We start from the raw sequence: 12605 nt of genomic DNA, 5'->3' as shown, positions 1-12605 counted from the left end.
CCCTCTCCGCGGAGCGCTCAGCCGATGGCCTCGGCACGCGCGGCATCGGCCGAAACACGGACACGATGAACATCCTCGGGCGAGTTCACGTTGGTCAGCCAGAGAGGGTCGGAGACGGTCACCCGATAGGTTCCGATCGCTTCGAGGGCCGCGGTCATCCGACGCTCCCCTGCTGAGACGAGTTCGGCGATGGCGTCGGCGGCGTCGGTGCGGTAGATCGCCGCCATGGGATGGTCGCGCTCGTTGTCGTGAGCGACCACGGCTCCCGCCGAGTCGGTCACCGCGACCAGCAGTTCGTCGATCAGGCCGGGTTCGATGAGCGGCATGTCGGTGGCCGAGACGAACGCGTGTGAGCATCCCGCGTCACGCGCCGCCGCAAGGCCGACCGCGAGTCCCGCGAGCGGACCGGCACCGGGCTCCTCATCGGTCACCCACACGGCTTCCGGGCCGCCTGTGCCGTGCAGCAACCGGTAGGCTCCCGAGTCCTCGGTCGCGACCACGAACACCGGATCGCAGCGCTGCGAGATGGTGCGGACCACCCCGGCGAGCATCGGCTCGCCGTTCCAGTCGAGCGCCGCCTTGTCGCTGCCCATCCTGCGTGAACGGCCGCCCGCCAACACAATGCCCGCGGTCTTTTCTTCGCTGCGTGTCATCTGCCCAGTCTGTACCAGCCGCGGCGTCGAAATCAGCAAGACGACGAAACGCGGGTCACCGTCCGGAGACGATGACCCGCGTTTCAAGGATCAGAGGTGTCAGGCGCTCTTGTCCCGACGCTCCTCGGAGTTGCTCGACCGCGGCACGATGGTCGGCAGCACGTTGTCGTTGACGGTCTCGGCGGTCACGACGACCTTCTCGACGTCGTCGCGGCTGGGGATGTCGTACATGACGGGAAGCAGTACTTCCTCCATGATGGCGCGCAGGCCGCGAGCCCCGGTGCCGCGATGGATCGCCTGGTCGGCGACGGCTTCCAAGGCGTCCTGGGTGAACTCGAGTTCGACGTCGTCCATGTCGAAGAGCTTGGTGTACTGCTTGACCAGCGCGTTCTTGGGTTCCGACAGGATCGACACAAGCGATTCCTTGTCGAGATTGGTCACTGAAGCGATCATCGGCAGACGACCGATGAACTCGGGGATCAGACCGAACTTGATGAGGTCCTCAGGCATGACGTCGGCGAAGTGATCGGTGGTGTCGACGTCTTCGCGACTGGCGACCTCGTTGCCGAAACCGATCCCCCGCTTGCCGATGCGCTCCGAGATGATCTTCTCGAGACCCGCGAACGCACCGGCGACGATGAACAGCACGTTGGTCGTGTCGATCTGGATGAACTCCTGGTGCGGATGCTTGCGCCCACCCTGCGGCGGTACGGAGGCCTGCGTGCCCTCGAGGATCTTCAGCAATGCTTGTTGCACGCCCTCGCCGGAGACATCGCGCGTGATCGACGGGTTCTCGCTCTTGCGGGCGATCTTGTCGACCTCGTCGATGTAGATGATGCCCGTCTCGGCGCGCTTGACGTCGTAGTCGGCGGCCTGGATCAGTTTGAGAAGAATGTTCTCGACGTCCTCGCCCACGTAGCCGGCCTCGGTGAGCGCCGTTGCATCGGCGATCGCGAACGGCACGTTGAGCATCTTGGCCAGGGTCTGCGCGAGGTAGGTCTTGCCGCAGCCGGTCGGTCCCAGCATCAGGATGTTCGACTTGGCGAGTTCGACGACCTCACCGCTGCGCGAGTCCTTCTTCTCCCCGGCCTGGATGCGCTTGTAGTGGTTGTAGACGGCGACCGCGAGCGTGCGCTTGGCTGTGTCCTGTCCGATGACGTAGTTCTCGAGGAAGTCGCGGATCTCTGCCGGTTTGGGCAGCTCGTCGAGCTTCACGTCGCCGTTCTCGGCGAGCTCTTCTTCGATGATCTCGTTGCAGAGGTCGATGCACTCGTCACAGATGTACACGCCGGGTCCGGCAATGAGCTTCTTGACCTGCTTCTGACTCTTGCCACAGAACGAGCACTTCAGCAGATCGCCGCCGTCTCCGATTCGTGCCATCGCGCGCTGTACCTACTTCCCTTGCTTGCCGTGCTGCCGTGTCGTCGTGTCGTCTCGAAAGAACCCGTTGCAGAGGCAGTCGGACGCGGACTATCGCTTCACGCAGGATCGCCCGATATCACGACGGTACCCGCGCGTGGACATAACTTCGACCGATAAGAGCAAATGTCGTCGACGACTTTTCGACGTCTCCGACCACCTGCCCGCCCGAGCGGTGCGGCACTCAAGCATGCCCCTTGTCCCGCACCGCCCCGGGGAACCTCGCGGGTGTGTCGCTACTTCTTGAGCGACTTCTTCCGATACTCGAACACCTCGTCCACGATCCCGTATTCCTTCGCCTGGTCGGCGGTCAGGATGTTGTCGCGGTCGGTGTCCTTACGAATCTTCTCCTTGGTCTGCCCGGTGTGTCCGGCAAGGATCTCGTCGAGCCGATTGCGGATGCGCTCGATCTCGGCAGCCTGGATCTCGAGGTCGGACACCTGACCCTGGAACGCTCCACCGGTGCGTGGCTGGTGGATGAGGATAGTCGCGTTCGGCAGTGCGGCCCGCTTGCCGGGACTGCCGCCTGCGAGCAGGATCGCCGCCGCCGACGCCGCCTCGCCGAGGCACACGGTCACGATGTCGCAGTGGACGTACTGCATCGTGTCGTAGATGGCGAGCATGTCCGGGACGCTGCCGCCGGGCGAATTGATGTACATCGTGATGTCGCGGTCGGGATCCTGCGACTCGAGCACGAGGAGCTGCGCCATCACGTCGTTGGCGACCGTCTGGTCGATAGGGGTGCCGACGAACACGATGCGCTCCTCGAAGAGCTTTGCGTACGGGTCGTACTGACGCTGCCCGTTCGGGGTGTGCTCGATGAATTGCGGGAGGATGTACCGCATTTCGATGTTCTTCAGCGCGAGGGCCGATGCGGGGATCCCTGCGGCGACGTCAGCCGGCAGCGAGTCGTACATGTTCGTCATGATCTGCTCCGTGAAAGTGTGGGTGGCGAATGAACTCGACGGTGGTCGTTCTCGGTTCCTGGGGACGAAAACGGATCTACGAGACCGCCCTGGCACGCGAGATCACGCGGTCGACCAGGCCGTAGTCCTTGGCCGCGTCCGCGGTGAACCACTTGTCGCGATCGGCGTCGATCTCGATCTGCTCGACCGTCTGCCCGGTGTGTTCGGCGTTGAGCTCGTTCATCTGCTTCTTGATGGTTGCGAACTGCTCGGCCTGGATGGCGATGTCGGCGGCGGTACCACCGATACCCGCGGACGGCTGGTGCATCATGATGCGCGCATGCGGCAGCGCGTAGCGCTTGCCCTTGGCACCCGCGGTGAGCAGGAACTGACCCATCGATGCTGCGAGGCCCATCGCGTAGGTGGCGATGTCGCACTCGGCGAGTTCCATCGTGTCGAAGATCGCCATGCCGGCGGTGACCGAACCGCCCGGCGAGTTGATGTACATGTGGATGTCGCGCGTCGGGTCTTCGGCCGAGAGCAGCAGGATCTGCGCACACAGCTTGTTCGCGATGTCGTCGTCGACCTGAGTGCCCAGGAAGATGATCCGCTCGCGCAGCAGCCGTTCGAACACCGAGTCGCTCAGGTTCAGCCCCGCGACTCCTGAACTCATCGATGGTGTGTAAATGGTCGGCTTGCTCACGGTTCCCACCTTGTCTGTCGTTTGTGGTCTGTCATCGGCGCCCCAGCGAAGCCGGGGCCCGTGTGCTCGTTGATCCCGAATACTCGAAGAACTCGAATCCCGTTCGACCTCTGGTCTTCTGGGATCTCGCGTTCGGTGCGATCGCGAGTGCTCGGGATCGTCTTCTCCGACAGTAGTCAATCGGCGGGTTCCGATACCGCCGATGACACCCCTATTCGCTGAGAGCAGAACAGCCGGACCCGGGCATTGCCCAGAATCCGGCTGTCGCGTCCTGCGTCGTGATGTCAGGCGTCCTCGCCCTTGTCGTCGGTCTTCGCATCGTCGGCTGTGTCCGAGGCGTCGGCATCGGCTTCGTCGGCATCGGCCCCGCCGAAGAACTCGGCGGTGTCGACGGTCTTGCCGTCGGAGTCGGTCACGGTCACCTCGTCGACGATCCCGGCCAGGGCCTTGCCGCGGCGTACGTCGGCGTACACGGCGCCGACCTGGTTCGCCTGGGTCAGCTGCTGGATGAACTCCTGCGGAGCCATTCCGTAACGCTGCGCCTGGAACAGGATCTGCTGGGTCAACTCGTCCTGGCTGACCTCGGTCTCCTGCTGCTCGGCGATCGCGTCGAGCAGCAGCTGGGTACGGACTGACTTCTCCGCAGACTCGCGGGCGTTGTTCTCGAATTCCTCACGCGTGGTGCCCTGCGCCTCGAGCAACTGCTCGAAGACAGCGTCGTCGTGGCCGATGCTGTGCAGCACCTGCTCGAGCTGTCCGTCGACCTCGGCCTGCACGACGTTCTCCGGCAGCGGGATCTCGACGGTCTCGATCAGCTTGTCGAGGACGGCATCGCGAATGGCGTTGGCCTGCTCGAAGCGCTTCGACTGTTCGACGCGTTCGACGATGGACTCACGCAGCTCGTCGACGGTGTCGAACTCGGACGCCATCTGCGCGAACTCGTCGTCGAGTTCGGGGAGCTCGCGCTCCTTGACCGAGTTCACCTTGACTGTCACCTCGGCGTCGGCGCCGGCATGCTCTCCCGCCACCAGCTTGGTCGTGAAGGTGGTCGACTCACCGGCATTGAGACCGACGAGCGCCTCGTCGAGGCCGTCGATCAGCTGCCCGGAGCCGACTTCGTGTGACAGTCCCTCGGTGGACGCGTCCTCGACCTTCTCACCGTCGACGGTCGCCGACAGGTCGATCGACACGTGATCACCGTTCTCGACGGGACGATCGACGCCCTTGAGCGTGCCGAACCGACCGCGCAGGCCCTCGAGCTGTTCGTTGACTGCGTCCTCGTCGTCGGCGATGGCGTCGACCTCGACCGCAAGCGTCGAGTAGTCGGGCAACTCGATCTCCGGACGGACATCGACCTCGGCGGTGAAACTGATGCTCTCGCCGTACTTCAGCTCGGACAGGTCGATCTCCGGCTGCCCGATCGCCTTGGTCTCGGTTTCTGCCACGGCCTCCGAGTACTTACCCGGCAGTGCGTCGTTGACGACCTGAGCCAGGATCGAGTCGCGGCCCACGCGCGCCTCGATCAGCTTGGCCGGGGCCTTTCCCGGGCGAAAGCCCGGAATGCGGATCTGCTGTGCCAGCGAGCGGTACGCCCTGTCGAAGTCGCCCGAGAGTTCCTCGAACGGCACCTCGACATTGAGCTTGACTCGGGTCGGGCTCAGTTGCTCGACAGTGCTCTTCACGCCTGAATGCTCCTCATATATACGTCTCGTACGCTGTCGTCACGGATCGTGCCCCGCGGTGCGTGTCCGGTGGGCCGTGTCCTGATCGGTCGGGATGACAGGATTCGAACCTGCGACCCTCCGCTCCCAAAGCGGATGCGCTACCAAGCTGCGCCACATCCCGGTGGCCTCGGTACGCGGACCGCGGCCTCGATGAACCCGCCTCGCTGGGTCATCTGTCCCCGACGAGCAGGGCCAACAGACGATAGTACGTGGCCCTCGGACAGTAACCGAATCCGGTCCTGGCGAATCGGCGCCGTCGGCGCACCCCGGCGCGCCCGCGGCGTGGACGGTACCGGTCAGACGGCGGGTCCGACCGGTACGTCGAGCCCACGATCGACGGGTCGATTTCTGATCCGAGCCCACCATTGGGTACAGTCACATGCGCTGCCGATGTCGGCAGCACGCGGGTGTAGCTCAATGGTAGAGCCCTAGTCTTCCAAACTAGCTACGCGGGTTCGATTCCCGTCACCCGCTCCGACGCAGGCCAGAGGGTTTTTCCCTCTGGCCTTTCTCGTGCCGCGAGCAGCCCGTCGGCGTGTGATCCACGCCACAAGCGGGTGTAGCCTTGACTCATGTCCTCCAGTTACTCGAAGACCCCGCGCAGATGTTCGAGCTGCGGCGCACCATTGTTTTTCCGACGTGATGTGACGACGTCCGACAGTGGCACCCCGCGCGTCGACGCCATGCTCATATGCCGAAATGAATCGTGCGCAGAGCCCGCCGTTCATTTACGGACCGAGCATCCCGACATCCAGGGCCTGCGCGCGTAACGCGCGGCAGCACAGCCGGTTCGAGCCGAACCCGAAACCCGGCGCACATATTGTGACCGGTGTCACATATTCGTGACGGTCGTGCGACGACCTCGCCTTTTGGCTTCACGAACCGTCGATCCGACACAACAACGAGGCCGTCCGACGCTTTGCCTTTGAACGAAAGACAACGGTTGTGTAACGATGGTCGCGGCGCCTCGGGGGGGTGCGTCTACATTGTCCCAAGAGCGAAGGTTTGCGAACTCCCGTGCTGAACTCAACTCCGTCCCATCGTCGCCGTCGCGGCGTCGTCCGCGGACTACTCGCCGCGGTGATCGGTGTGATCGCCGTTGCGCTCGCCGCACCGGCTCTTGCCCAGGCAACGCCTGTCACCGTGGTGCCAGGGCTTCCGCCGGTCGAGGTTCCCGACAACATCCCGGGACTGCCGACTCCGCCGAAGCAGACCACTCCCGCGCCTGCGCCTGCGCCGTCCACCACCACTCCTCCTCCCGCGACAACGCAGGAGGCTCCGGGCGTCCCGGGCATCCCCAACGTCAAGACCTCGACGGGATGGATCGCCCTGGCCACCGACGGTGACCACACCATCTATTGGTGGAAGGACGGCAAGTTCGTCAAGAAGATGCCGATCTCGATGGGCTCGAACGCGCACCCGACGCCCAACGGCGTCTACCACACCCGTGAGAAGTACCAGCACATCGTGATGGACTCGTCCACCTACGGCGTGCCGGTCGACTCGCCGGAGGGCTACCGCACCGACGTCTACTGGGCCACCCGTATGTCGAGCGACGGCATCTTCATCCACGCCGCACCGTGGTCGGTCGCCCAGCAGGGCAACAGCAACGTGAGCCACGGCTGCATCAACATCAGCACCGAGAACGGCAAGTGGGTCTACGACACGATCCCGCAGGGAACCCCGATCGTCGTCCGCGGCACCGTCGGCGGCCAGTACGACGGCAACTGATCAAACGGTCTGACGTCTGATCTCACAGACATACGGGAGAGGCCCGGGTCCGATACGGACCCGGGCCTCTCCCGTCTTCTGAATTCGGGCGCCGACGCGCCGCGTCACCGCGGTTCAGACGAGACTTCCGCTGCCGACGTCGAGATCCATCCTGTTGCCCTCCGCCCGCACCCGGGCGATCGCGCGCATCTTGTTCGACGCATCGAGAGCCGCCACCTTGTAGCCCTCCGCCAGGGTCGGGTAGTTGAACACGGCGTCGACGAGGTAGTCGACCTTTCCGCCCAACCCCGTCACCGTCTGACCGATGTGAACCAACTCTGCGGCATTGGTGCCGAACGCATGTACGCCGAGCAGGGTGCGTTCCTCCGCGTGCACGAGCAGCTTGAGCAGCCCGTATGAATCGCCCATGATCGCGCCCCTCGCCAGTTCCCGATATCGCGCAACACCGACCTCGAACGGCACATTGGCCGCGGTCAACTGGTCTTCGGTCCTGCCGACGAAGCTGATCTCCGGAATCGCATAGATGCCGATGGGTTGCAGGTTGTCGTCGGTTGCCCCGACCGGTTCGTCGAACGCGTGATAGGTCGCACGTCTTCCCTGCTCCATCGACGTTGCCGCCAGTGCCGGGAAGCCGATGATGTCACCGACGGCATAGATGTGGTCGACCTCGGTACGGAAGTCGGCGTCCACGGCGAGCCTGCCGCGCTTGTCCGCGGTCAGACCGGCCGCATCGACCCTCAGCTCGTCGGACACGCCCTGGCGGCCCGCGGAGTACAGCACGGTGTCGGCGGGGATCTTCTTTCCCGACGCCAGGATCGTCAACGTTCCCGAGGGATGGGTCTCGACGGTCTGCACGTGCTCGCCGAACCGGAACGTCACGCCGCGTTCGCGCAGCTGGTACTGCAATGCCTCCACGATCTCGCGATCACAGAAGTCGAGCATCGTGGGACGCTGCTCGATGACGGTCACCTTTGTGCCGAGCGCCGCGAACATCGAGGCGTACTCGATGCCGATGACGCCGGCGCCGACCACGACCATCGACCGCGGAACCCGATCGAGTGCCAGGATCTGGTCGGAGTCGACGACGGTCGTGCCGTCGAAGTCGACAGACGGCGGGCGGGCAGGCCTCGTGCCGACCGCGATCACGAACTTGTCGGCGCTGACGTGTTTGAGATCGCCGGTGGCATCCTCGATCGCGATCTCGTTCGGACTGGTGAAGTACGCGCTGCCGAGCAACATGGTCACGCCGTTGCGAGCGAGCTGGCTCTGGATGACGTCGATCTCCTTGCCCACGACATGGGTGGTCCGAGCCGAGAGATCAGTGACCGTTATATCCGACTTCAGTCGATACGATTCGCCGTACATCTCCCGCTGGCTGAGGCCGGTCAGATACAGGACCGCCTCACGTAACGTCTTGGAGGGGATCGTGCCGGTGTTGATACACACACCGCCAACCATGTTGCGGCGCTCCACGATTGCCGCCCGCTTGCCGAGCTTCGCCGCTGCGATGGCGGCCTTCTGTCCGGCCGGCCCGGACCCGATGACAACGATGTCGAAATGATCCACGCGCCCAGTCTTTCGCTCGTCTCTCGCCTGACGACCCGTCGTGGGCCTGTGATCAGTGTCGCTCAGCGGCGGGGTTCGCACGACTCGAGGCGCGCATCGGCGCAAAGGTTGCGCCGACCTGTAACCACTGGGCCAACTCCTGGCAGCCTGTCGTGTCCGGCGCGGTCGCGAGACGGCGATACGGCTCCCGGCAATACGCCGTGTGCCTGCCCCCGTCACGGTTCGTGATCACGAGGCTGTGCCAGACGATGAGTGCAGGTAGATATCTGCGCACCGCCCGCCACGCCGCGCGCAGGCGGTGCACATCCCGGCCCCACTGTGCGGGACGCAGCGACGTGCGCGCTGCGTTCTGAAACGCATTGTCCCGCAACACGACCAGCATGTCGCGAATCCAGTTGAGGGGTCGACTGAACTCGAGCGAGGCGGTGAGGTCGGCGATGTCGCGGATCAACGAATCCGGCTCGGCGTTGCAGATCATGTCGGTCGGGGCGCCCACCCACCACGCGGGGATACGGTCGGGCAGGGGTGGCCCCTCCCCCGCAACGCCCCATCCCGAACAACCGGTCACCACGCCGGGCGGCTGGTGGGGATCCGCCACGAAACCGAGGCCGATCACCCGATCGATCGACAGATCAGCGTCGAGTTCGAGTTCGTGCACACATCGACGGACGACAACGGCACCCTGCGAGTAGCCGACGATCACAACCTGCCCGTCGGTGTCGGTCAATGCCTGCCGCAGGGAACGGACACCTTCGGCAACGCTGTCGGCGTAACTGATACCGCGCCTGCCCGTCGCGGGCCCGTAGCTCGCCGGATACCCGACCCAACGCGGCACGAAACGCTCGTCGAGATCATCGACGACCGCCGCCAACATCCCGCTGACCGCCGTCCGCCTGTCACCCCTATAGGACTCCCCGGTCCCACCCACGGCCAGCACCGTGATCAGACCGACCGGGTGCGGCTGCGACGTCGGAGCCGCACATGGCTGCGCACCGCGGCTGTTCATGGTCTCCATGTCATCGATGCTCCGTGTCGCCCATGAGAGAAGCGCTGCGCGACACTGAGCTTTTGCTGTGAGGGTGTCGCGCCGAGATGTTGGCTGCGCGTGCCGTGCTGCACCCCGGTCCACGCCGCTGACATCGAGTGCCCAGGTCAGACGTAGTCCAGATCACGTCGAAGCAGGTTGATTTACATGAAATTGACGCGAACAATTGAGTGAGCAGCTTCTGGTGCGACACTTCCGAGCGAGGGCCACCACCACCCGATGCACACTCAGGTGATCCGACCTCGCGTCCATCACCACCGAACACGACCACCGATACGAGAAAGCAGCGTTACCAATGTCTTTCGCACGATTCCGTGCACAGCTCCACAACTCCTCCGATCGCCGTAGGCTCTACGACCGGATCCAGCGCGTCAGCGCCGCATCTCAGCGCGACGAACTTCTGATCATGGCGCAGCGGGCCGAAGAGCGCACGCACTGAAATCCGGCTGCATCGGCGAGCCCGGTCGCTGAGTCCGATCCCTGCGCCGAGGCTTTAGGTCACGTCTGACAGGTCGGGCACCAGAACAGGTTTCGACCGTCGAGTTCACCGTGTGCGATCGGAGTTCCGCAGATTCTGCACTTCTCACCGGCCCGCCGGTACACGTAGGTGCGCGGGCGGTCCGTGGCATACGAGGGCGCACCGTGATCGTCCTCGGCACGCACCACGTGTATTCGTCCGCGTCTGACGCCGATCCTCATCAACGCGACCAGATCGGCCCACAGCGCGTCGAACTCGTCGGCGGTGATGGAGGTCCCCGGCCGCATGGGATCGATTCCGTTGCGGAACAGCACTTCTGCGCGGTAGACGTTTCCCACGCCAGCGATGACCTTCTGATCCATGAGCAGTGCGCCGATCGGTCGACGCGACCGCGTGATCGCCGCGTACGCGCGCGCCGGGTCGGCATCGGGTCGCAACGGGTCGGGACCGAGCCGGGCGACGAGCGCCTCCAGATCAGCGGGCGTGTACAACTCGCAGGCGGTAGGACCACGAAGGTCGACGCCGACCTTCTCCCCGACGATTCTCATCCGCACCTGGCCGACGGGCTCGCCCATCGGAACAGGCAGCTCGGTGAAGGAACCGTAGAGCCCGAGGTGCACGTGCAGCAGTTGCTCACGTCGTCCGTCGCGATAGCGCTGGACGAGGTGTTTTCCCCAGGCCTGGGCGTCGTCGAACACCATGCCGTCGACGACGGCGGCTCCTTCTGCGAAGCGTCCCTGAGGTGAACTCACCGCAACGCGGAGACCGTCGAACAGCTTTCGTTGGCGCCGCGCGATGCGGTGCAGCGTATGACCTTCGGGCACAGGCTCTGAACGACCGGCGAGGAGCAGGCGTTCTCAGCGATCAGGACTCGGGCAGCGCAGGTGCGACGCCCGTCTCCTCGTACTCGGTGAGGATGTCGATGCGCCGCTGATGCCGCGGCTCCTGCGAGAACGGCGTGTTGACGAAGGCGTCGACGATGGCCAATGCCTCTTCGGTCGTGTGCATACGGCCACCGATGCCGATGAGCTGTGCGTTGTTGTGCTGGCGCGCGAGCTGGGCGATCTCGACATTCCACGCGAGTGCGCATCGTGCGCCCTTGACCTTGTTCGCCGCGATCTGCTCGCCGTTGCCGCTGCCGCCGAGCACGATGCCGAGGCTGCCGGGATCGTCGACGGTCTTCTGGGCCGTTGCGATACAGAATGCCGGGTAATCGTCTTGCGCGTCGTAGACATGGGCCCCGGAGTCGATCACTTCGTGCCCGTTCGCCTGCAGGTACTCGGAGATCTTGGCCTTGAGTTCGAATCCGGCATGGTCGCCACCGACGTATACGCGCATAGCGACCACTATAGATTGAACGCCGTGGACGATTCATCGCCTATTCCCAATGTTCCCGGACTCGCCGACCCGGAGCCGACGGAAAGCCGCTACGACCCCAACCGCCGCTGGCTCACGCCGGCGAAGTACGCAGGCACACCACGACTGCATCCGTGGGAGATCCCGACGCTCGTCGTCCTGATCCTCATCTCCGCCCTCGGCTACGGGGCGGTGTTGGTCCTCGTCATGCTCGGCGTCTTCAACCAGTTCGCGCTTCTGGCCCTTGCGCTCCCGTTGCTGCTGTTCCTCATCCGCGGCATCACCTACGCCACTCCCCGCGTGAACGGAGTCCAGATGACTCCGACGCAGTTCGTCGAGGGGTATCGGATGGTCGTGGAAGCGGCAGCACGCTACGGACTCGAGTACGTCCCGGACGCCTACGTGGTGCTGGGAAACGGCCAGATCAACGCTTTCGCATCCGGCCACGGCTTCAGGCGGTATGTGGTCATCTACTCCGATCTGTTCGAGATCGGAGGCCGCGCACGCGACCCGGAGGCATTGCGCTTCATCATCGGACACGAGGTCGGCCACATCGCCGCAGGCCACACCTCATACTGGCGCCAGCTCGCGACGAGTATCGGCATGCAGGTGCCGATACTCGGGTCACTGCTGTCGCGGGCACAGGAGTACTCCGCCGACAACTTCGGGTACTACACGCAGCCGGCAGGTGCGCCCAGAGCGATGGGCGTGCTCTCTGCGGGCAAGTACATGCTGCGTGCCGTCGACTTCGATCAATTGGCCGACCGCGCAACCCACGAGAAAGGCTTCTTCGTCTTCCTGGTGAACCTGCTCGCTTCGCACCCGGTTCTCACATGGCGCGCGGCGGCGCTGCGTGACCGTACCCGCGCGGGAGCCATACTGTTCCGCCCGAAGACCATCGTCCGGGGCGTCGGCAGTGGCAACGCGATTCCGGTCACACCGCCGCCACACCCTGCCCTCGTCGCCGAGGGATCGTTGCCGAATGGTTTGGAGACGCCACCCAGACTGTGACCGCTGCCGGGCCG

12 protein-coding genes and 2 tRNA genes are annotated in these 12605 nt (G+C 64.6%); 4 read left to right on the top strand and 10 right to left on the bottom strand.

Translation table 11 applies throughout. From position 1 onward, the window contains the following. Nucleotides 1-17: 17 nt before the first annotated feature. From GOOTI_RS20880 to GOOTI_RS20855, 6 genes are all read right to left on the bottom strand, one after another. Entirely contained in the window at nt 18-653 is a 636-nt protein-coding gene (locus tag GOOTI_RS20880; RefSeq protein WP_007240598.1) for a molybdenum cofactor guanylyltransferase, read from the bottom strand. A gap of 99 nt (nt 654-752) precedes the next feature. Continuing rightward, nucleotides 753-2033 (bottom strand): ATP-dependent Clp protease ATP-binding subunit ClpX, encoded by a 1281-nt coding sequence (clpX, locus tag GOOTI_RS20875; protein ID WP_007240597.1) that lies wholly within the window; start codon nt 2031-2033, stop codon nt 753-755. A gap of 275 nt (nt 2034-2308) precedes the next feature. Further along, the gene (locus GOOTI_RS20870; protein ID WP_039994496.1) at nt 2309-2998 is read right to left on the bottom strand and encodes an ATP-dependent Clp protease proteolytic subunit; all 690 of its coding nucleotides are present in this window, start codon (nt 2996-2998) and stop codon (nt 2309-2311) included. Nucleotides 2999-3074: 76 nt separating this feature from the next. Further along, on the bottom strand, nt 3075-3680 hold the full coding sequence (locus tag GOOTI_RS20865; protein ID WP_007240595.1) for an ATP-dependent Clp protease proteolytic subunit: 606 nt from the start codon (nt 3678-3680) through the stop codon (nt 3075-3077). Nucleotides 3681-3964: 284 nt separating this feature from the next. Further along, a complete protein-coding gene (tig, locus tag GOOTI_RS20860; RefSeq protein ID WP_007240594.1) occupies nt 3965-5362 on the bottom strand; it encodes a trigger factor in 1398 nt (465 codons plus the stop codon). 89 nt (nt 5363-5451) lie between these two features. Further along, nucleotides 5452-5525 (bottom strand) — tRNA-Pro (locus GOOTI_RS20855). A gap of 282 nt (nt 5526-5807) precedes the next feature. Here GOOTI_RS20855 and GOOTI_RS20850 point away from each other — a divergent pair. Next, nucleotides 5808-5878, top strand: a tRNA-Gly gene (locus GOOTI_RS20850). Nucleotides 5879-6421: 543 nt separating this feature from the next. Beyond that, nucleotides 6422-7135 carry a L,D-transpeptidase gene (locus tag GOOTI_RS20845; protein WP_039994495.1) on the top strand — a complete coding sequence of 238 codons (714 nt, stop codon included), beginning with the start codon at nt 6422-6424 and terminating at the stop codon, nt 7133-7135. Between the two features lie 114 nt (nt 7136-7249). Here GOOTI_RS20845 and sthA read toward each other — a convergent pair whose 3' ends face one another. Both sthA and GOOTI_RS20835 read right to left on the bottom strand, forming a co-directional pair. Continuing rightward, on the bottom strand, nt 7250-8701 hold the full coding sequence (gene sthA, locus GOOTI_RS20840) for a Si-specific NAD(P)(+) transhydrogenase (protein ID WP_007240592.1): 1452 nt from the start codon (nt 8699-8701) through the stop codon (nt 7250-7252). 52 nt (nt 8702-8753) lie between these two features. Then, nucleotides 8754-9716: a PE-PPE domain-containing protein gene (locus GOOTI_RS20835; RefSeq protein WP_007240591.1), complete on the bottom strand. Its 963-nt coding sequence runs from the start codon at nt 9714-9716 to the stop codon at nt 8754-8756. A 325-nt stretch (nt 9717-10041) separates the two neighbouring features. Here GOOTI_RS20835 and GOOTI_RS26285 point away from each other — a divergent pair, with 325 nt between their 5' ends. Next, on the top strand, nt 10042-10185 hold the full coding sequence (locus GOOTI_RS26285) for a hypothetical protein (RefSeq protein ID WP_169315845.1): 144 nt from the start codon (nt 10042-10044) through the stop codon (nt 10183-10185). Nucleotides 10186-10244: 59 nt separating this feature from the next. On the opposite strand, the gene GOOTI_RS20830 is transcribed toward GOOTI_RS26285, so the two are convergent. Both GOOTI_RS20830 and GOOTI_RS20825 read right to left on the bottom strand, forming a co-directional pair. Further along, nucleotides 10245-11048 (bottom strand): Fpg/Nei family DNA glycosylase, encoded by an 804-nt coding sequence (locus tag GOOTI_RS20830; protein ID WP_007240590.1) that lies wholly within the window; start codon nt 11046-11048, stop codon nt 10245-10247. Between the two features lie 40 nt (nt 11049-11088). After that, complete coding sequence (locus GOOTI_RS20825) at nt 11089-11562, bottom strand: ribose-5-phosphate isomerase (protein ID WP_007240589.1); 474 nt, start codon at nt 11560-11562, stop codon at nt 11089-11091. Here GOOTI_RS20825 and GOOTI_RS20820 point away from each other — a divergent pair. Beyond that, the gene (locus tag GOOTI_RS20820) at nt 11536-12591 is read left to right on the top strand and encodes a M48 family metallopeptidase (RefSeq protein ID WP_007240588.1); all 1056 of its coding nucleotides are present in this window, start codon (nt 11536-11538) and stop codon (nt 12589-12591) included. The genes GOOTI_RS20825 and GOOTI_RS20820 overlap by 27 nt on opposite strands. The last annotated feature ends 14 nt before the right edge of the window (nt 12592-12605 follow it).

It is taken from the genome of Gordonia otitidis NBRC 100426, from assembly GCF_000248075.1.
Taxonomy (GTDB): Bacteria; Actinomycetota; Actinomycetes; order Mycobacteriales; family Mycobacteriaceae; genus Gordonia; species Gordonia otitidis.
The sequence above is the reverse complement of the archived record's forward strand: the minus strand, read 5'-3'. Positions and strand labels throughout refer to the sequence as shown.

Bases quoted from the DNA above. Each gene is read 5' to 3' on its own strand.
- GOOTI_RS20835 (WP_007240591.1), bottom strand. From the start codon at position 9,716: ATGGAGACCATGAACAGCCGCGGTGCGCAGCCATGTGCGGCTCCGACG.
- GOOTI_RS20820 (WP_007240588.1), top strand. From the start codon at position 11,536: ATGGTCGCCACCGACGTATACGCGCATAGCGACCACTATAGATTGAAC.
- GOOTI_RS20880 (WP_007240598.1), bottom strand. From the start codon at position 653: ATGACACGCAGCGAAGAAAAGACCGCGGGCATTGTGTTGGCGGGCGGC.
- GOOTI_RS20825 (WP_007240589.1), bottom strand. From the start codon at position 11,562: ATGCGCGTATACGTCGGTGGCGACCATGCCGGATTCGAACTCAAGGCC.
- GOOTI_RS26285 (WP_169315845.1), top strand. From the start codon at position 10,042: ATGTCTTTCGCACGATTCCGTGCACAGCTCCACAACTCCTCCGATCGC.
- GOOTI_RS20870 (WP_039994496.1), bottom strand. From the start codon at position 2,998: ATGACGAACATGTACGACTCGCTGCCGGCTGACGTCGCCGCAGGGATC.
- clpX (WP_007240597.1), bottom strand. From the start codon at position 2,033: ATGGCACGAATCGGAGACGGCGGCGATCTGCTGAAGTGCTCGTTCTGT.